At 61.5% G+C, this 18764-nt stretch carries 16 protein-coding genes; 3 read left to right on the top strand and 13 right to left on the bottom strand.

Going from position 1 to position 18764, the window contains the following annotated elements; genetic code table 11:
• Positions 1-50 precede the first annotated feature (50 nt).
• Positions 51-1340 (bottom strand): aminopeptidase PepB, encoded by a 1290-nt coding sequence (gene pepB / locus AUP74_RS06240; protein ID WP_069946829.1) that lies wholly within the window; start codon positions 1338-1340, stop codon positions 51-53.
• Positions 1341-1490: 150 nt separating this feature from the next.
• On the opposite strand from pepB, the gene AUP74_RS06235 reads away from it, so the two are divergent.
• Positions 1491-2909 (top strand): DUF4013 domain-containing protein, encoded by a 1419-nt coding sequence (locus tag AUP74_RS06235; protein ID WP_069946828.1) that lies wholly within the window; start codon positions 1491-1493, stop codon positions 2907-2909.
• A 10-nt stretch (positions 2910-2919) separates the two neighbouring features.
• Here the strand turns inward: AUP74_RS06235 and AUP74_RS06230 are convergent, their stop codons facing one another.
• From AUP74_RS06230 to AUP74_RS06210, 5 genes are all read right to left on the bottom strand, one after another.
• Entirely contained in the window at positions 2920-4323 is a 1404-nt protein-coding gene (locus AUP74_RS06230; protein ID WP_069946827.1) for a rhomboid family intramembrane serine protease, read from the bottom strand.
• A 135-nt stretch (positions 4324-4458) separates the two neighbouring features.
• Entirely contained in the window at positions 4459-6633 is a 2175-nt protein-coding gene (locus AUP74_RS17015) for a mechanosensitive ion channel domain-containing protein (protein ID WP_083260849.1), read from the bottom strand.
• A gap of 200 nt (positions 6634-6833) precedes the next feature.
• Positions 6834-7508 (bottom strand): DUF6515 family protein, encoded by a 675-nt coding sequence (locus tag AUP74_RS06220; protein WP_069946826.1) that lies wholly within the window; start codon positions 7506-7508, stop codon positions 6834-6836.
• Between the two features lie 94 nt (positions 7509-7602).
• Positions 7603-8421: a LytR/AlgR family response regulator transcription factor gene (locus AUP74_RS06215; protein ID WP_069946825.1), complete on the bottom strand. Its 819-nt coding sequence runs from the start codon at positions 8419-8421 to the stop codon at positions 7603-7605.
• Between the two features lie 43 nt (positions 8422-8464).
• Positions 8465-9553, bottom strand: coding sequence for a sensor histidine kinase (locus AUP74_RS06210; protein ID WP_069946824.1), 1089 nt, complete (start codon positions 9551-9553; stop codon positions 8465-8467).
• Between the two features lie 181 nt (positions 9554-9734).
• On the opposite strand from AUP74_RS06210, the gene AUP74_RS06205 reads away from it, so the two are divergent.
• Entirely contained in the window at positions 9735-10199 is a 465-nt protein-coding gene (locus tag AUP74_RS06205; RefSeq protein WP_069946823.1) for an EVE domain-containing protein, read from the top strand.
• Positions 10200-10536: 337 nt separating this feature from the next.
• On the opposite strand, the gene AUP74_RS06195 is transcribed toward AUP74_RS06205, so the two are convergent.
• The 4 genes from AUP74_RS06195 to bioD all read right to left on the bottom strand — a co-directional run bounded on the left by AUP74_RS06195 (position 10537) and on the right by bioD (position 14077).
• Complete coding sequence (locus tag AUP74_RS06195; RefSeq protein WP_069946821.1) at positions 10537-11205, bottom strand: nitroreductase family protein; 669 nt, start codon at positions 11203-11205, stop codon at positions 10537-10539.
• Positions 11205-11387 carry a DUF3094 family protein gene (locus AUP74_RS06190; protein ID WP_069946820.1) on the bottom strand — a complete coding sequence of 61 codons (183 nt, stop codon included), beginning with the start codon at positions 11385-11387 and terminating at the stop codon, positions 11205-11207. Before AUP74_RS06190 ends, AUP74_RS06195 begins: the two co-directional genes overlap by 1 nt.
• A gap of 119 nt (positions 11388-11506) precedes the next feature.
• Positions 11507-13288: an acyl-CoA dehydrogenase C-terminal domain-containing protein gene (locus AUP74_RS06185; RefSeq protein WP_069948737.1), complete on the bottom strand. Its 1782-nt coding sequence runs from the start codon at positions 13286-13288 to the stop codon at positions 11507-11509.
• A gap of 105 nt (positions 13289-13393) precedes the next feature.
• Entirely contained in the window at positions 13394-14077 is a 684-nt protein-coding gene (gene bioD / locus AUP74_RS06180; RefSeq protein WP_069946819.1) for a dethiobiotin synthase, read from the bottom strand.
• A gap of 268 nt (positions 14078-14345) precedes the next feature.
• Between bioD and AUP74_RS06175 the strand changes: the two genes are divergently transcribed.
• Entirely contained in the window at positions 14346-14831 is a 486-nt protein-coding gene (locus tag AUP74_RS06175) for a L,D-transpeptidase family protein (RefSeq protein ID WP_069946818.1), read from the top strand.
• Here AUP74_RS06175 and bioC read toward each other — a convergent pair.
• The 3 genes from bioC to bioB are packed head-to-tail and all read right to left on the bottom strand — an operon-like array spanning position 14818 to position 18703.
• Positions 14818-16446 (bottom strand): malonyl-ACP O-methyltransferase BioC, encoded by a 1629-nt coding sequence (bioC, locus tag AUP74_RS06170; RefSeq protein ID WP_069946817.1) that lies wholly within the window; start codon positions 16444-16446, stop codon positions 14818-14820. The genes AUP74_RS06175 and bioC overlap by 14 nt on opposite strands.
• Positions 16443-17657 (bottom strand): 8-amino-7-oxononanoate synthase, encoded by a 1215-nt coding sequence (gene bioF, locus AUP74_RS06165; protein WP_069946816.1) that lies wholly within the window; start codon positions 17655-17657, stop codon positions 16443-16445. Before bioF ends, bioC begins: the two co-directional genes overlap by 4 nt.
• Positions 17654-18703 (bottom strand): biotin synthase BioB, encoded by a 1050-nt coding sequence (bioB, locus tag AUP74_RS06160; protein ID WP_083261096.1) that lies wholly within the window; start codon positions 18701-18703, stop codon positions 17654-17656. The genes bioF and bioB overlap by 4 nt, the downstream gene beginning before the upstream one ends.
• Positions 18704-18764 lie beyond the last annotated feature (61 nt).

Raw genomic sequence — 18764 nt, 5'->3', positions numbered from 1 at the left:
GGTGCGGGCCGGTAACCATCGGCTACCGGCCCGGATCTTTTTTGTTTCTGTCAGTTATCCTGCAGGAAGCGGGCAATAGTGCGCAAGCCATGCCCCTTGGCACCTTGGGCCCAGAGGTCGTTGGCCCCCGGCTGGTAGGAGCCGGACAGGTCCATATGCACCCAGTCGCGGCCGGTATCTCGTACGAAGCGGGCGAGGAAGGCCGCCGCGGTAGAAGCACCGGGGCTACCGTCTATGCCTACGTTAGAGATCTCAGCAAAGCCCGACGGAATCTGCTCCAGATGGAATTTTTCCAGCGGCAGCCGCCAGGCTTTCTCGTGCTCGGCCGCGGCGGCGGCCAGCACCCGCTGGGCGCTGTCGTCCTCGAAGCTGAATACGGAATTGAAGTCGCGGCCCACCGCCATCTTCGCAGCGCCAGTAAGGGTGGCGGCATCGAGAATCCAGCGTGGGCTTTCCTCGGAGGCGGCGATCAGGCCATCGGCCAGCACCAGCCGGCCCTCGGCATCGGTGTTGAGGATTTCCACTGTGACACCGTTCTTGTACTTGATGATATCGCCGAGCTTGAAGGCGTGGCCGGAAATCAGGTTTTCCGCACAGCACAGGTAGAGCTTCACCCGTTTCTTCAGGCCACGGGCAATCGCCAGTGCGAGGCCACCGGTCACCATGGCCGCACCGCCCATATCGGATTTCATGGTGGCCATATTGTTGGACGGCTTAATGCTGTAACCGCCGGAGTCGAAGGTAATGCCCTTGCCCACCAGGCAGGTGTCCACCGGTGCATCGTCCTTTCCGGTTGGGTTGTAATCCACCTGCAGCATCACCGGTTCGCGCACACTGCCGCGGCCGACATTGTGAATACCGGCGAACCCTTCGGACAGCAGCTCATCGCCGGCAATCATGCGATAGCTGACCGCCTCCGGGGCAAGCTTCTGCAGCATCTCCGCCGCACTCTCTGCCAGTACCCGCGGGGAGACATCCTCAGGGGTGCCATTGGTAATACTGCGCACCCATTCCGCCGCCGATTCACGTGCCTTGAGCTCCTTCAGCTCACGGGCGTTGTCAGTCCCCCAATCCAGTTCGCTTTCACGGTTGGGGTTGTAGAAGCCGGCCCAGAAGGCCCAGCGGCTTTCGATCGTCCAACCGTCGCCGGCCAGTTTCACCGCGGGGATACCCATGCCATCGAGACGTCGGGCGGCCCGCTGGGCTGCCACTTCGGCGGAACCCGTGGCCTCGGTAACGTGAATGCGGGCGCCACTGGCAGTAAAACTCAACAGCGCCTTTTCTCCCCAGTTGGCCGCCGCCGCGGATTCCACCAGCTCAACTTCCATTGCCTTCGCCATACCACTTTGCTCCGAAATTCCTGTTTGTGTAGGGGTGATGGGTCTCATTCTATCAGCCCCAGCAGATCTCACGCTGCACAAGGACGTTTGCGCCAGCGGGCATCCCATCGCTACACTGCGCCGAGGACAACCAGAACAGGGAAGAAAAACATGGCAGAGTCCTGCAACTACCATTCGTCTCGGGATGCGGGCTGGCTCTGCCAACCCTGTGACCGTCACTACTGTGCAGACTGCATACCGGGCAGTCCGGCCAACTACCCGACCGGGCGGGCCGAGTGCCCCCTGTGTCACAAACCGCTGACAGATATCGCCGCCAGTAACAGCGCCCGGCCCTTCTGGCAGATGGGCCTTTTCTTTTTCCGCTATGCGTTGCAACCGGGCCCTCTGACGGTGATCGGCCTGGCCACAGGCGCCAGCCTGTTGATCTCCGGCCTGGGGCTGGTTTCGCTGCTACTTTTGCTCGCCGCTGTGGCACTGTTGACCCGTTACAACCTGCTGGTGATCGAGCATCTGGCGCACGGCAAGTTGCTGGCTCCGGCGTTCGGTGAGGCACTGGACGGGCGCAGCGCGCCGATGTTCCTGAAGGTGATCGCCATGGCGATGATCGCCGGCTTTGGCGGTTACCAGATGATGCGCCTTTTCGGCGAGGGTGGCATTCAGCTCTATTCCATCGCCCTGTCCCTGCTGGCGCCGGCGGCGATGATTGTGCTGGCCCTGGAGGGGCGCCTGCGCTCCGCCGTCAACCCACTCAAGCTACTGCATTTCACCGTGATAATCGGTTGGCCCTACCTGCTGCTGTGGCTGGCCACGACCGCCGTTTCGGCTGCCCCCCAATACCTGATGCTGCTGGTAGCCGAGAAGCTGCCCGCCTGGGCCATCGTGCCCGTGATTGCAGCGAGTACCAGTTATTTCTATATCGTCACCAGTGCGATGATGGGCTATATCTGCCTCGGCAAGCAGCAGCCGCTTGGTATCTCGCCAAGCCGCGAAGGAGACGAGGACTACCTGGAAGACGACGAGTTCGACCGGGCCCGTGCGCTGGCGGAAACACAGATTCTGATGCGGGAAGGCGAACACGGAGCCGCCCGCCGGGTACTTGTGGATGCCTTGCGTCGCTTCGCCAATGATGCGGCCCTCAACGAGCGCTATTACCGCTTGCTACTGGCAACCCGGGACCAGAAGGCTCTCCGCGAACTGGCCCCTCACCTGCTGGAAAAACTTATCGGCCTCAATCACGCACACCGGGCGGCGGAGCTCTACCTCGCGACGGAGCCGTTGCCCGCGATCGACAAGTCCTCACTCCGGCACGGCCTCGCCGAGGCGCTGTACCAACATCGCAAGTTTGGCCCGGCGGCCAAGCTGCTCCACAACCTGCACAAGGATGACAGCCACTACCGCCATCTGGACCGGGCCTACCTGCTGCTGGCGAAGATCTATCTGGACGGGTTCAACCGGGAAGACCTGACGAAACAGCTGCTGCTGTTCCTGCGCCAGAAATTCCCGGACAGTGAAGTTCAGAGTGAGGTACGCACCCTGGCCAAGGTGCTGCAGGCAGGCCAACCCGCCTGAAGAGGGAAGGTTAATCGGAAATACTGGCCGTGCGCACCAGCTGCTGGATTTCCCGCGCACGCACTTCCTCGCCCAGGCGGCGATAGTGCTCCACCAGGACCATGCCGAGACGGGGCAGCAGCGGGTGATCGACCCCCTGCCCCTGCAGGCGACGCAGTAACTCTTCCAGCCACCCCCACTGCTTTTCGCGCGCTGCACGCCGGGCAAGCAACAGGCAGGCCTTGGCAGAGAGGGCACGGGGCCTGCTGGTGTTCTGCAGGTAGCGCCGGTAACTGTCAGCCAGCTGCCCCACGCCAATCGCGTGATCATCCGCTAGGGCGAAGAGAGCAAGATGCGCCCGATGGTAAGCCTCGCTGTCCGGTGCCACAGAAGACAGCTCAATGGCGCGCTCGATCAGGTCGATACTGTGGGGATGCTGCCGCACTGCGGCATTGGCCGCCTCGCCTGCCTCGAGATATTTACCCTGCTCCTGCAGGCGATCGATTCGGGCCAGCACCCGCTGCTCGGCAGTGGGCATGCCCTGTTCCACAGGCATCTGCGCCAATACCGGACGGCGGCTGAGAAGGGCCATAGTCACGGCAAAACCAGCCAGCAGCCCACCCAGGTGGGCCCAGTAGGCAATACCGGCGTCGCCCCAGAAGTAACCGAACAGCTCTTTAGCCAGCCACAAGGGCAGGACCAGCAATGCCGGTGCAGTGAATTCACCGAACATAAAGCCGATCGTGTAGAAGAAACGGAGCCGCTGTACGCCGTAAACCGCGACGAACATCCCCATCACCGCTGAGACGGCACCGGAGGCCCCGACCATCGGCATCGGGCTGCCCGCCTCGACTGCCAGATGCAGTCCCGCCGCTGCCAGGCCGCCGAGCAGATAGAGGCCGGCGAACCAGGCTCCGCCCAGAGCCAGCTCCACGGAGAGGCCGAACAGCAGCAGGAACACCATGTTGCCGATCAGGTGATCCCAGCTGCCATGCAAAAACATATGGCCGAACAGGCCGGCCAGAGTCGGCTCAGCGGGTGTCAGCCCCAGAGCGAAAGCGCTGAGCCGGTTGCGTAACTGATCAAATTGCTGGCGTTGGGCAAGCCATTCGGTTTCCCCCTCGGCCCGCAGCTGGGGCAGCAGCCAATGGTGGAACTCCCGGTTACCCAGCAGCTCGCGGTAGACGAACTCTTCCCCCTGCGCATCCATATGCATGCGCCACTCGGGATGCTCCTCGTTGATGTAGACCAGGAAGCGCTGCTCCTCGAGCACCGGCAGGTCACTGGAGAAATAGTACTCTTCCGCCGCCTGCCAGCGGGCCTCATCGCGGCCCTGGTAGAAGACGAAGACCAGCAGGTTGAGTGCGATCAGGGCGAAGCACATCAGTGGCGGGCGACGCCAGTCGGGCTTGTTCTGTATCGGGATAATCAGCAAGTGCGGGGGTCCTGTTTCAAAATGTACGCCGCATACAGCCCTCTGTGGACCGTCGCCTCAAGCGCTCCAGAATACAGGGGAGGCGATTGCAGAACAAACACTTAGTCGATTAATTGAACGATTAGAACCTCTTGGTCACGGGTTGTTGCGGCGCGCGATCGAGAGCGGCGGTTCCCAGCTGCGCAGGTGCAGATCCCGCTGCGGGAAGGGAATCTCGATACCGCGCTCGTTGAACTCCCGCAGCAGCTCAAGATTGTAGAGCGCATAAGGGTCCCCGAGTGGCGACACCATGTTGCTGTTGATCCAGACCACCAGCTTGAAGTTCAGGGCGCTGTCGGCGAACTCCATCAGCCAGACCTCGGTCTTGCGCTGCCAATCGGTGTGGGTGATCGATACCCGCTCGGCTGCCGCGGCCGCGGCCTCGCGCACCTCGTCCGGATCCGACCCGTAGGCCACACCGAAAGGAACGTGAATCCGCCGCACCGGATCGTCCAGGGTATGGTTGATCACCCGACCGGCAACAAATTCGGAGTTCGGCACCAGAATATCCACATTGTCACGGGTGGTGATGCGGGTGGAGCGCACGTTGATATCGCGGATGCGTCCGAACACACCGGACTCCAGCTCCACCAGATCCCCCACCCGCAGGGGTTGCTCGAATAGCAGGATCAGGCCGGAGATGAAATTGGAAAATATGGCCTGCAGACCGAAGCCGATACCGACCGACAGCGCCCCTGCCACCAGTGCCAGCCTGGAGGCATCTAGGCCCAGCATCACCAGCGCCACCAGCAACGCAATACCGATGATGCTGTAGTGCAGCACGCGGCCGAGGTTGTACATGGAGGATTCACTGGCGTGCTTTTTGCGCACCAGCCGGTTGAGAAAACGGCGGGTAAAGCCGGAGATCAGCCAAGCACAGATCAGTACAAAAAGCACTCGCGCCAGGATCCGCAGCGTTACCGGGCTTTGGCTGATGGTGAAAAGCTGGTAATCCGCCAGCTGCCGCCAGCGGGTGTAGGCGATATTAGTGAGGTGTCCGGTGCGCTCACTCAGGGTCGCCCACCACCCCCGGCGCTCCTGAAATACCTGCAGCTGCGCCGCTTCGTAGCGCAGTAGATCTTCCAGCAGATCGTTGGCGCGCCCGAGCCCTGTATCGACTCTCTCAAACCGTCGCCACCAGGTACGCATTGCACCGCGCTCTTCATCGCTCCAGGCCACCACCTGACGCTGGCGTAAGTTCAGGTCGCGCGAAATGGCATCCATCATCGTGCGGGCGGTCTCCACCAGATCGCGATCCCGCACTAGCAATGGTTCCTCGCCATCCGGGTTCAGTACCGAGTTTATCGACTGGAGCAATACGATCTTGCGCTGGCGCAGCTGGTTCTCCAGCTGCGCGATTTCGTTTTCCATCAGCTCCAGGTCCCGCTGCAGGTTCTCAGCCGGATCGGTGGACTGCAGAGCCTGGCGCTGCAACTCAGAGCGCTGTTCCTGCAACGCTTCACGTTTTTCTTTCAATTCCGTCAGGACTCCATCGAGAGAGTCCATGGCTTTCTCACTGTAACTCAGCGATTCCAGCATATTGTCGAGCTGGCTTTCAGCCAGCTTTATCTGCTCCTGCCAGAGTGTCATCTGCTCTTCCAGCAGGCTGCGCTGTTCGATGATGTTCAGGTGATCCACCTGGGTGCGGAACAGCGCGAGAGCGGCCACTTCACGATTGGTGCCCTCGGCGGCGTCCCTGAGATTGACGACCCGGTTGCGCAGGTCCCGCAGAGATTGTGACAGGCTCTCCTCGATCTGGCGCGCTTCCAGCTGCAGGCTCTGCAGGCGCTGCCTTCCCCGAGCGATGGCCGCATCGGCTTTCTGCCAGTCGAGTACGGTGGGCTCCTCGGGAAACTCCACCTCTGGCAATACCTCCACCTTCTTGATTTCATCGAAACTGTTCCAGGTGACATTGAGTCGCTTGAAGCTGTCATTAACGGCTGCAGCCTGCTTTTGCAGTTCCTCGTTTTCCGGCAGTTTGCCACTCCACTCCATCCAGGCGCGGACCAAATCCTGGCGCCACTCCTGTCGCTGCTCCCGCGTAGCATCCGGCCAGGTTGTCCACCAGTCCGCCGCGGGCGCAGAGAAGTCAGGAATTACCGGAGCGAACTCCTTGGGCTTGCTGCCAGGCAGTTGGGCGAGTGCAGAAATACTGAAGAGCGTTAGGAAAAACGCCAGTGTGATTGAGATAACGCGCTGGCGCCGGTCACAACGAGACTGGTGACTGGCTGAGTAGAAGTTGAGGAAGGCGAAACCGCTGCCATCCTTCATAAATCGCCGACTCCGTGGCAAAACCCGACACGAGCGAAAAGGCGGGTTAAAAGACCCGCCTTTTCAGTGTAGCCCAGCGGGCTCCGCCGCCCTGGCGGACCTCTGAGCTATCTCTGGCAAGACAGCCGGCGCAAATAACAACGCGACTTTTGTTGAGGTCCGTCTGTCAGTGCAGCCGGGACCGCCCACTGACAGCCGCACTAGCGCATACAGCGCTCGAACTCGTCCCGGTAACTGCCCGGCTCGCGACGATAGGGGCCAACGTCGCCGCGGCGCGATTGATCGGTGGCGATGCGTCGGCAGGTCGAACGGCGCTCTCGATAGGTCTCGCCGCCAATATAGTCACGGAAGCCATAACGGCCGTAGTAGCCACCGCCAGGGCCACTGGGGTAATTACCGCGAAACTCGGCATAATAGCTACCGCGGGGCCGGTATCCGATACTGGGGCGTGGGTAGGCACGGGGTGCTATCGCCACCTGAGGCGCCCGGGGTGCCGCCTGCGGTGCAGGCAAAGACTGAAGCCCCGGCGCCTCACTGTAATAGTCACGCCAACCGTAGGGGGGGGCTACGACCGTGAAGTCATCACCACTGGGCTCGTATCGCAAAAAGGCCCCACTGCGTGTGACGAAGTATCGGTCGCCGCCCATGGTAAAGGTGCCACTGCTACCGGGAGCGTAGGGCACTCGCGCACCCCGCGGTGGTTCCACGCGCACATACCCCCCTCTCGCCAAGCGGTAAAAGGAGCCGGCCGAATAATAGTAAGTTTCACCGCGCACCAGGATTTGCGAGGCTCCGGACGGCAGGGACCGTATCAGGTCCTGCGCCCAGGTGAGCGTAGCGGCACAACTGAGAAGGAGTGCTATGGCGTAGCGCATGTCGGCGCCTCCTTTCTAGCAAACTACTGGGTATCGGTAGTCTACTGAGCGGCGACGCCCATCCCCAATCGCACGGACCCTGCGTCCGGCTGCGCTAGAGGAAATGCTGCACTTTGTTTTTATAGCTGCGGCTCATTTTCAACCGCTCACCGTTGTGCAGCACCAGGTAATACTCACCGTTGATATGCGCGCAGATCTCGCTCACGCGTCCGAGGTTGACGATAGTCGAGCGGTGAATACGCTGAAACACACGGGGATCCAGCTGCTGCTCCAGCTCCTTCATGGTGATGCGCATCACGTGGGTTTCCCCCTTGGCATGCACACACATGTAATCGCCGGCGGCATCGATCCAGTCGATCTCCTTGGCCAGTACCAGGGTGATTTTGCCGGCATCCTTGATGGCGATTTTTTCCGGGTAGCGCTGTCCGGACAGTTCGCCACTGGCCAGTTTTTCTTCCAGCGCCTGTGGCGATTCCTGGGTAAGATCCGCGACTGCCTCGAGTAACTGCTCCCGCTGTGCCGCCAGGTCTGCGGTGGCCCGCTTCTCCCGCACCCGCTCCATGGCGCGCTGCAGGCGATCTTCCTCGATAGGCTTGAGCACATAGTCCACTGCGTTCACCTCGAACGCATCCACGGCGTACTCATCGTAAGCGGTGACAAACACGATCTGCGGCAATTCCTCCGCGGACAATTCCTGCACCAGCTGCAGACCGTTGATTCCGGGCATCTGAATATCGACAAAGGCGATATCCGGCTTTAACTCCGGAATCCGCTCCTTGGCCTCGCGGCCGTTGCTGCACTCGGCGAGCACTTCCACGCCGCCGAGGTTTTCCAGGCGCAGACGCAGGCCACGCCTGGCCAGGGGTTCGTCATCGACGATGATTGCTGTCAGTTTTTCTGCCGTAGCCGTCATGGTTCCATTCCTGCTCTCTGTTCCTGTCCGCCCGACCAATCCGCTACTCCTGCTCGAAAGGAATACGGATATGCACCGCCAGGCCACCGCCGGGCTGATTGCGGAAACGTACTTTCTGCTCCTCACCGTAGAGCGCACGCAGACGCTCGCAGGTATTGCGGATACCGACCCCGCGGCCGGTACCCAGAGACTTCAGCTCGCGTTCGCTCATACCAGGGCCGTTGTCACTCACCTCCAGCAGCAATTCGCCGGCGAAGACCCGGGCGCGGATGGTGATCTCACCGCCCCACTCCCGCTGGGAGATGCCGTACTTGATCGCGTTTTCCACCAGCGGCTGCAGCAGCAGGCTCGGCACCAGCGCCTTGGAGGAGTCCCCCTCAAGATCCACATTCACACCCAGGCGGTCGGCAAAACGTACCTTCTCGATATCCAGGTACAACATCAGCGCCTCCACCTCTCGCGCCAGCGTGACCTTCTGCATCGGGTCGTTGTCCAGCGAGTGACGCAGGAACTGTGACAGACGCGAGACCATGGAGTTGGCGGTGCGGCCCTCATTGTCGAGAATCAGCGTGGAAATGGCGTTCAGGGTGTTAAAAAGAAAATGGGGGTTGAGCTGGTAGCGCAGCATCTTCAATTGCGCCTGATGAGCCGCGGATTCCGCCAGCAACATCTTTTCCTGCTGGTCCTGGGAGGCCTGGTAGTACTTGATACCGTAATAGAGCGCCGCCCAGGTCATCAGCAGCAGGAACGAGTAGGAGAACCAGTAGACCGCCAGCACGAACGGGTGCTCTTCACTCTCCTTTCCGTACAGCCACAGCGACCCGCCAAACTTGATCGCCGCCCAGACCGCAGCGGCCAGCACCACCACCATCAGCGATCCAAAGAAGCGGACAGCCGCTGGACGGTGCCACAAGCGGTGGAAGCCACGACGCATCAACTCCGAAAGTGCCACACCAGAAGCCGTCGCCACGGCGATATAGCCGGAGTGCAGCCAGTGGTTCTTCACCCAGAAGAAGCTGCCGACGAACGTCAGCAGGGTATAACCACCCCACCCGGAAGCCTGCAGCGCCCAGTATTTCCAGCGCTGAGAGGCCAGCCGTTCCGACAGCCATTGAAAAGCCTTGTTGCCCATACTCTCCCGTAACGGCCCGGTGCCATGGTTGGCGGGCCGTAGTTGACACTTCTACAGACGTTCATACTAAATGGCGCCGCGCGCCGGCGAAATACAGCCCGGCGCAGCGAGAACACCGACTGCCGCAGACGACCCGCCGCAGCCAACATAAAGGTCGCGAGGTGATAAAAAGGAGCAAAGCTTGAATTACTGGCTCTTCAAATCCGAACCGGACGAATACAGTATTGATGACCTGGCCGCCGAACCCGCCCAGACGGGCCGCTGGGACGGCATCCGCAACTACCAGGCACGCAATTTTCTCCGTGACAGGGTGGCAGGGGGAGACGGTGTGCTTTTCTACCACAGTGCCTGCAAGGTACCGGCGGTGGTAGGCACTGCTGAAGTCGTGAGGGCCGCCTACCCGGACCCGGCCCAGTTCGCCCCGGACAGTCCCTATTTCGACCCCAAGGCCAGCGCGGAAAAGCCCCGCTGGTTCTGCGTGGACCTGCGCTGGCGCAGTAAATTCATGCGCCCGGTGCCGCTGGCGGAAATCAAAGCGGACCCTTTGCTGCAGGAGATGGTACTGGTCAAGCAGGGACGGCTGTCGATTCAGCCGGTGGAGCGAGAAGAGTGGGAGCACCTGCTCCAGCTGGGACAAAAGCCCTAGACGCTATTGGCTCAAATGGCCTCGTTATTCCCGCCCGGATAGCGTTGTTGCCCACTCGGCCCGTCGCAGGAACAACCCATTTTCCCATCCGCGGTTTCCCATTCGCGGTAGTTCTCTGCCCGGCACTGCATGCGCAGGGTCTGACAATGGGAGCCGTACCGTATGCGGCTATCGGTCGCCCCTTCCAGGGCGATTCTGGCCAGAGTGTCGCAACCTGAAAGTGCAAAAAACACCGCGAAAACCGGAATCCATTTCCATGAAACCACAGTTATTTGTACCAGCCTTCTAAAAATTGCGGTAAGAATAGCCTTTCTGGCGCACATTTAGCCAACAACGATCACAGGAAATCCGCGATTTCTTCCAGGGGCTTTTTCTCGATCGCCGGCACTTCCACCCCCTCCGCCGGCAGGCCGGCCACCAGGATCATATAGGGCTTCTCCGTGGATGGACGGCCGAGGATTTCATTCAGGAACTTCATCGGGCTCGGTGTGTGGGTCAGGGTGGCCACCCCGGCATTGTGGAGGGCCGCGATCAGCATGCCTGTCGCGATACCCACGGATTCCGCGGTGTAGTAATTCTTGAGGCGCTCCCCGCTGTCGCTACTGGAAAATTTCTTGAGAAAGACGACGATGAGCCAGGGCGCGGTCTCCAGGAACGGCTTGTGGGCATCGGTGCCCAGAGGCGCCAGCGCATCGAGCCACTCGGCGGAAGCGCGGCGCTGGTAGAACTCCCGCTCCTCCTCTTCCGCTGCGATCCGGATCTGGCGCTTCAAGTCCGGGCTGCTGACCACAGAAAAATGCCAGGGCTGCATGTTGGCGCCGCTGGGAGCGCTACCGGCAGTGCGGATCGCGTCCTCGATCACTCTTCTTGGCACCGACTTGTCGGAAAAGTCGCGGACACTGCGACGCTGCTTCATGCGTGCAAAAAAATCCCCGCTGCGACGTGCCATTTCCTCTTCGCTCAGCCGGTCAAACTCCAGCGGTACAAATCCTTCGCTCTCTGCCATCACACCACTCCCTTGGTCCGCGCAATCAGCAAACTGACCAGCGAGAGCACCGTCAGCACACCGACGATAATGCCGAGCAGCAGAAGGGGGCGAAAAGGTTTTCTTTCGACGCGGTTGACGCCGGTATGCAGGTACTTGTCGACCTTGGCCTGGTCTTCATCGGAGAGTTTTTTCTCGGGCATGGCTTTGTTATCGGTTTTATTTACGCCTTGCCGAGTTTAGGAGAAAGCCCGCCCACAAAAAAGCCCCGCGGTGCGGGGCTCTGGTTCAGGCGCTGGCCTCAGAGGTTTCGGGCAGGGCTTCAGAAAAGCTCCTCCTCCAGATCCATCAGTGTGGCGCTGCCGGCATCCACGCTGTCGGCAAGGGCCTTGGTCTGGGGCAGCAGACGGGCGAAAAAGAAGCGCGCGGTCTTCACCTGGCCACTGTAGAAGCTATCTTCGCCAGTCTTCGGCAATGCAGCGGCAGCAATGCGCGCCCACATGAAGGCATAGGCCACATAGCCGAACAGATGCAGGTATTCCACCGAGGCCGCACCCGGCGCATGGGGGTCTTCCTGCGCCGCCGCCAGCACACGGGCGGTGACCTCGCGCAGGCGCTGCAGTTCTGTAGCCAGCGGCTGGATGAATTCTGCCAGCGCCTCGTTGTCCACCTGGCTGTCGATAAATTGCTGCACATCACCAGCAAACAGCTCGAAGAAAGCGCCGTTGTTGGCAACCGTCTTGCGGCCGATCAGGTCCAGAGCCTGGATGCCATTGGTGCCCTCGTAAATCTGGGTGATGCGCACGTCGCGCACCAGCTGCTCCTGGCCCCACTCGCGGATATAGCCGTGACCACCGAAGACCTGCTGGCCCAGCACGGTGCAGTCCAGGCCCTTGTCGGTGAAGAATGCTTTGGCCACCGGAGTCAGCAGCGCAACCAGCGCCTCCGCTTTCTTCTTCTCCTCACCCTCGCCGAACTTGGCGATATCGAGCCACTGGGCAACATAGGTGGACAGAGCGCGCCCACCACCGATCAGGGCTTTCTGGGTCAGCAACATGCGGCGCACGTCCGGGTGCACCAGGATCGGGTCGGCGGCCTTGTCAGCCTGTTGGGGCCCCGCCGGGGAACGGCTCTGGATACGCTCACGGGCGTACTCCACTGCGTTCTGGTAGGAGCGCTCAGAGGCGCCGAGGCCCTGGATACCCACACCCAGGCGCTCGTAGTTCATCATGGTGAACATGGCGGCGAGCCCCTTGTTAAGCTCGCCCACCAGCCAGCCCTTGGCGCCATCGAAGTTCATGGCACAGGTAGCAGAGGCCTTGATTCCCATCTTGTGCTCGATGGAACCGCAATTCACTGCGTTGCGCTCGCCGATACTGCCGTCTTCATTGACGAGGAACTTCGGCACCAGGAACAGCGAGATGCCTTTCGGCCCCTTGGGCGCATCCGGCAGCTTGGCCAGCACCAGGTGGATGATGTTCTCGGAGAGGTCGTGGTCACCACCGGTAATGAAAATCTTGCTGCCGGTGACCCTGTAGGAGCCGTCTTCCTGCGGTTCCGCCTTGGTGCGGATGATGCCGAGATCCGTGCCCGCATGGGGTTCGGTCAGGTCCATGGCTCCAGCCCAGCTGCCCTCATACATCTTCGGCAGGTAGCGCTGTTTTAACTCTTCGCTGCCGTGGGCATCCAGCGCCAGGCAGGCGCCAGCGGTCAGCACCGGGTAGAGAGCAAAAGAGATGTTGGCAGAGTTGATCATCTCTTCAACCTGGGCGCCGAGCATTTTCGGCATACCCATGCCGCCGTATTCCGGATTGCCCAGCAGCGCACCCCAGCCGCCTTCGCAGAAGGTGGCGTAGGCTTCCGGGAAGCCCTTCGGCGTGGTCACCACGCCTTCCTCCCAGTGACAGCCCTCTTCATCGCCACTGCGGTTGATGGGGTCCAGGGTGTTGGCGGCGAGCTTGGCCATCTCCTCGAGGATGGCATCCGCGGTTTCCCGATCCGCCACGCCTTCCAGGGCCGGCAGACGCGCCCATAGTTCGTCTGCGGCAAAAACCTCGTGTAGCAGGAAGTTCATCTCCCGCAGCGGTGCCTTGTACTCCGCCATGATCGGCTCCTCAGTCAACTGTTTCAAACAATTGTTTGAATCTAGGTGGCAGCGGCCTGCTTGTCAACTGTCCGAGGCGCCATTCACCCGGCTTCGGAAACCGGCTCAGCTCAGCAGGGGCGCGATGTCCAGAGCTCCGGCGGCGCGCCGGAAGTCGGCATTCTCATCAAAGGAAACCACCCCCAGCAGCGGTGCCGGAAGCAGCGTCCGCAGGGTTGCCAGGTTCTCATCGGGGCGGGCCATTCCCTCGCGAGCGAAGTTGGCCACCCAGCCCGCCAACGTCAGTCCATCGCGACGGACAGCTTCGGCAGTCAGCACGGCGTGGTTGATACATCCCAGCTGCATGCCCACGACCAGGATTACCGGGATATCCAACTGCTTTGGCAAGTCAGAGAGATAGGACCTTGGTCCAAGAGGCGTCCGCCAGCCTCCGGCACCCTCGATCAGCACCAGGTCCGCCCCAGCAGCCATCACTCCCCGGCAGACACCGGCCATTCGTCCCACATCCAGCCGCTTGCCCGCCTCCATGGCGGCTATATGGGGAGCGATGGCGGGCTCGAGAGCAATGGGGTTGACCTGCTGATAGGGCAGCGTCATTGTCATGGCCTCCTGCAGCAGCAGGGCATCGCCGTTGCGGAGCCCCTCGTGGGTCACCTCGCAGCCGGAAGCCACCGGTTTCACCGCTGCCGTCTGCAGCCCCCGCTGCGACGCCCGCTCCAGAAGCGCCCCGCTGATGAAGGTTTTTCCGACTTCTGTGTCGGTTCCGGTCACGAAATAGGTCCTGGTCACAAATGACCCTCCGTTCAGTGCTTTTTTTCGTTGGTGCCGTTTGAAACGCCGCCCGCTTGCTGATAAATTAACCGCTTAGAGTATTTTTTAATCACCCCAGCCGCTGTTATGCACCGGGGTTAGGACAGCTCCCTAACACGATGCCCGGCCGGGATTTGATTGCCAGCGAAGGACAACGCTGTCATAAATCGCGCCATCCCCACCCGGAGGATGAGAGCAGGGAAGCTGCCGTTCCACGGATCACTGACAAACACGGTTTGCCAATACTATGCGATACCTTGCTTTTGCACTGCTGATGCTAGCGCCCCTCCTCTCCTCTGCCGCCATCCAGAAGGCAGACGAAGTGGTTGTATACAAGTCGAAATCACTGATGCAACTGAAACGTAACGGCCGCGTGCTGAAGAGCTATAAGGTCGTGTTCGGCGAGAACCCGCGCGGCCACAAGGTCATGCAGGGGGATGAGCGGACGCCGGAAGGCCGTTACACCCTGGACTGGAAAAACCCGAAGAGCCGTTTTTACCGCTCCATCCACATTTCCTATCCGAACCGGCAGGACAAGGCCCGCGCACGACGCCTGGGTGTGAATCCCGGTGGTGACATCATGATCCACGGCATCAAACCGCAGTGGAAAGGGATGGAGAACTACCTCACCAAGATGAACTGGACCGACGGCTGTATCGCGGTAACCAACCGCGAAATGGACGAAATCTGGGCAATGGTCGACACCCCGACTCCGATTTCTATCTACCCGTGATCCTGACCGGGTCCGCCCGGAATCGGCGTCCCATCTCCATGACGCCGGCCTCTGCGCCGGCGTCATGCGTTCTCTCCCCCCCATCGAAACGTTGCAGCTCCAGGTAGAAGACTTCGTAGCTGGCCGGCAATCCGGCGTTGGTACGATGGGGTTCATAAGCCTCTGACAATCGACGCAGGCGATCGCGGCCAGTGAGCCCACGCCCCGCTTCCCGGTTCACGTTGTGGGCTCCAATCCGTTTCAGGTCGCGCATCAACTCCACGGCGGTGGCGTAGTGCAGCACCCGCTCCTCTACGCGCACACTTCCGGGCAGCCCCGCCGCCACTGCAGCCGTGGACCATTCACAGGCAGGAAGAAAGCGATTCACATGGACGACGTCATCCACACTGGCCCACGCTGCTTTCAGCTCCCGCAGGGTGCCAGGCCCCAAAGTGGAAACCAGCAGTCTCCCGGCGGGTGCGGTGATGCGCTGCAATTCGGCAAAGAGTTGGGGCAGCCGGTAGCACCACTGCAGCGCCATGCTGGAAAAGACCAGATCAAAACTGGCATCAGCCAGCGGCAGCTGTTCCGCATCCGCGGCGATATATCCATCGGCGGCCGGTCGGCGCTCGCGCGCATAGGCCAGCATGCCCTCGGCCAGATCCAGGGCGATGATCTCCGCGGAGGGAAAACGCTGGCGCAAAAGCTCACAGCCGAAGCCTGTGCCACTGCCCAGGTCGAGAATACGCCGCGGTTCGACGCTCGCCGGCAAACTGGCGAGCAGGTGCCGGCAGACAGCGCGCTGCAGATGGGCAGCGGCATCGTAATGGGCTGCGGCGCGGCCAAATGAGCGGGCTACCGCCGCCTTGGCGAATGGCTCCGCCGCCTTTGTCTCCTCTCCCTCACTTGCGTGTTCACGGACGAAAGTGTCAATCGCGGTAACGATCACCTCCGGCTGGCTCAGTGGCAGCACATGCCCGGCACCATCGATTACCTCTACCGCGAGATCCATCTCTCGAAGTGCATCCGCAGCAGCGGCAGGTACCAGAGCATCCTCTGCGCCCAGCAAGTGTCGTTGCGGTTTCTTCAACGAACGCAGCAACTCCCGATTGTCCAGCTGACCCAGACACCGGAGCGCCAGCGCCCAGGCATCGCCGATTGCCCCGGGACGCTGCCGTTTCAGCTCTTTCAGCAGCGGGCGCGCCTGTCGATCGCCCTGGACCTGCAGGCCACAGAAACGCTGCCAGGTTTTCTCCGCAGCCTCATTGAATGAGCGGTTAAATTGCGCGAAGACAGACGGCTCCATACCGGGCCAGTGCGGCGCAGCGGTAAAGCGTGCATTGGCAGCCAGGGTGATGACGCCTGCGACTCGATCATTCTGCTCAGCCAGACGCACGGCCAGCATGCCGCCCAGCGAATGGCCGACGAGAAGACTGCGGGCGGGGATGCGCTCCGCGAGTTCACTCAGCAGGACCCCGGTATCCGGCCAGGGCGATGTATTTCTATCACCGAAACCCGGCAATTCAAGCACCGTGACCGGTAGAGCCAGCCGAGCTTCGAGTTCAGCCTGCAACGGCGCCCAGATGCGTCCGTCGCAGCCCCAGCCGTGCAGCAGCACTACATGTTCGAAAGTCATGGAGACACCTCTCTGGCCGCGCCCTCCCCACAAAGAGTGCCGGTAAGTGCTGTACCGAGAGCGTCCAGTAAGGCATCGATCTGTGCAGCGGTATGGGCGGCACTGAGCGTGATGCGCAGGCGGGCTGTGCCAGCGGGAACAGTGGGAGGGCGAATCGCCCCCACCAGAAAGCCCCTCGACGCGAGCTCCGCTGCGACGCTCATCACCGTCTGCTCACAGCCCAGTAGCAGAGGCTGAATGGGGCTTGCGCTGTCGCAGAGAGGCAAGCCGCGCTCGGCCGCACCACGGCGAAAGTGGGCAATGTTGTCCTGCAGGCACTGCCGCAATTCCGGCTTGCGCTGCATCACCCGCACAGCTGCCAGGGCGCCGGCCGCAACAGCCGGGGGCATGCCGGTGGTGTAGATATAGGTGCGGGCAAACTGGACCAGGTAATCGATCAGCTCGCGGGAACCAGCCACGAAAGCACCGGCATTGCCCGCCGCCTTGCCCAGGGTTCCCATCAACACCGGTACTTCCTCCTCACCCAGGCCAGCTGCAGCCGCACTGCCGGCGACCGGCAGCGCCTCACTGCCCATGACACCAAAACCGTGTGCCTCGTCCACCATCAGCCAGGCATCGTGTTCCCGGCACAGCTGCGCGATCTCCGCCAGCGGTGCGCAGTCGCCATCCATGCTGTAGACACCATCGACAGCGACCAGGGTATTGCCTCCCGCGGTCGCAGCACGTGCCAACTGGCGGGCGAGCGCGCCGGTATCACTGTGCGCAAAGCGCAGGCTCTCCGCCCGCGACAGACGTGCACCGTCGATCAGGGATGCGTGATTCAACTTGTCGGAAACAATGCTGTCACCGCGGCCGATAAGAGCGCAAATGGCCCCCATATTGGCGGCATAGCCACTGGAGAACACCAGCGCTGCCTCGCGTCCTGTGGCGGCGGCAAGCGCATCCTGCAATTGCTCGTGGATACCAAAGTGGCCGTTAACCAGGTGGGAAGCCGTGGCACCGGCACCGAGGCGCGCGCCTTCCTGCTGCGCGGCAATGACCTCCGGATGAGTGGCGAGGCCCAGATAGTCATTGCTGCTGAAGGCAACCATCGGTCGACCATCCAGCACAGCGCCCGGCGAGGGCGCCGCTTCCAGTGTCTTCAGCCGTCGGTATAGCCCGCGCTCGCGGCGTTCCGTGAGCCGCGCCTGCAGGATGGCGCGAAGGGTCATTTGGCCGCGTCGTAGAAATAGGGAGCGTTTTCCTGCTCGGCGATACGCGAGGTCAGGTCCGCCTCCACCTCGGCCTCGTCGGCGTACTGCTGGTACTCCTCCGGCTGGATACCGAGGCGCCCGAACAGCTGCATATCTTTATTCGCTTCCGGGTTGCCGGTAGTCAGCAACTTCTCCCCGTAGAAAATGGAGTTGGCTCCGGCCAGGAAAGCGAGGGACTGCATCTCGTCACTCATGGCCTCGCGGCCCGCGGACAGGCGCACGTGGGACTTCGGCATCATGATGCGGGCCACGGCGATACAGCGGATAAATTCGAACGGATCCAGATCCTCTTCCTGTTCCAGCGGGGTCCCGGCCACTTTCACCAGCATATTGATGGGCACCGATTCCGGGTGCTCGGGCAGATTGGCCAACTGCATCAGCAGGCCAGCACGGTCCTTCTCACCTTCACCCATGCCAATAATGCCACCGGCGCAGACCTTCATCCCCGCCTGGCGCACGCGATCGAGAGTTTCCAGACGATCCTGGTAGGTACGGGTGGTGATGATCTCGCCGTAATATTCGGCCGAGGTGTCGAGATTGTGGTTGTAATAGTCGAGGCCGGCATCCGCCAGTTCCGCAGCCTGATCATCATTCAACATACCGAGGGTCATGCAGGTCTCAAGCCCCAGGGCTTTCACTTCGCGCACCATCTGGGTGACGTAAGGCATGTCCTTTTTCTTCGGTGAGCGCCAGGCGGCGCCCATACAGAAACGGGTCGCGCCGCTGGCCTTGGCCGCGCGGGCTTCCTCCAGCACCTTCTCCACCTTCATCAACTTCTCCCGTTCCAGACCGGTGTCGTAACGGGCACTTTGCGGGCAGTAGGCGCAATCTTCCGGACAGGCACCGGTCTTGATGGAGCAGAGCGTGCTCACCTGTACCCGGTTGGCGTCGAAGTGGGTGCGATGCACCTGCTGGGCGGTAAACAGCAGATCATTGAAAGGCATCGCGAAGAGCTCCAGCACCTGCTGGCGAGTCCAGTCGTGACGAATCTTGGAGAAGGGCATTTGCTGGGCGGCAGTCACTGGGGGTAGTCTCCCTGGTTCATTGTTTTGGTCCGGCGCAGGT

The sequence above is a fragment of the Microbulbifer aggregans genome, from assembly GCF_001750105.1.
GTDB lineage: Bacteria > Pseudomonadota > Gammaproteobacteria > Pseudomonadales > Cellvibrionaceae > Microbulbifer > Microbulbifer aggregans.
This window is presented reverse-complemented; position numbering and strand designations above follow the sequence as displayed.

What these genes read in the sequence shown, in the direction of transcription:
- pepB (WP_069946829.1), bottom strand. Translation starts at nt 1,340, where the DNA reads ATGGCGAAGGCAATGGAAGTTGAGCTGGTGGAATCCGCGGCGGCGGCC.
- AUP74_RS06235 (WP_069946828.1), top strand. Translation starts at nt 1,491, where the DNA reads ATGGCAGAGTCCTGCAACTACCATTCGTCTCGGGATGCGGGCTGGCTC.
- AUP74_RS17015 (WP_083260849.1), bottom strand. Translation starts at nt 6,633, where the DNA reads ATGAAGGATGGCAGCGGTTTCGCCTTCCTCAACTTCTACTCAGCCAGT.
- AUP74_RS06220 (WP_069946826.1), bottom strand. Translation starts at nt 7,508, where the DNA reads ATGCGCTACGCCATAGCACTCCTTCTCAGTTGTGCCGCTACGCTCACC.
- AUP74_RS06215 (WP_069946825.1), bottom strand. Translation starts at nt 8,421, where the DNA reads ATGACGGCTACGGCAGAAAAACTGACAGCAATCATCGTCGATGACGAA.
- AUP74_RS06210 (WP_069946824.1), bottom strand. Translation starts at nt 9,553, where the DNA reads ATGGGCAACAAGGCTTTTCAATGGCTGTCGGAACGGCTGGCCTCTCAG.
- AUP74_RS06195 (WP_069946821.1), bottom strand. Translation starts at nt 11,205, where the DNA reads ATGGCAGAGAGCGAAGGATTTGTACCGCTGGAGTTTGACCGGCTGAGC.
- AUP74_RS06190 (WP_069946820.1), bottom strand. Translation starts at nt 11,387, where the DNA reads ATGCCCGAGAAAAAACTCTCCGATGAAGACCAGGCCAAGGTCGACAAG.
- AUP74_RS06185 (WP_069948737.1), bottom strand. Translation starts at nt 13,288, where the DNA reads ATGGCGGAGTACAAGGCACCGCTGCGGGAGATGAACTTCCTGCTACAC.
- AUP74_RS06175 (WP_069946818.1), top strand. Translation starts at nt 14,346, where the DNA reads ATGCGATACCTTGCTTTTGCACTGCTGATGCTAGCGCCCCTCCTCTCC.
- bioC (WP_069946817.1), bottom strand. Translation starts at nt 16,446, where the DNA reads ATGACTTTCGAACATGTAGTGCTGCTGCACGGCTGGGGCTGCGACGGA.
- bioF (WP_069946816.1), bottom strand. Translation starts at nt 17,657, where the DNA reads ATGACCCTTCGCGCCATCCTGCAGGCGCGGCTCACGGAACGCCGCGAG.
- bioB (WP_083261096.1), bottom strand. Translation starts at nt 18,703, where the DNA reads ATGCCCTTCTCCAAGATTCGTCACGACTGGACTCGCCAGCAGGTGCTG.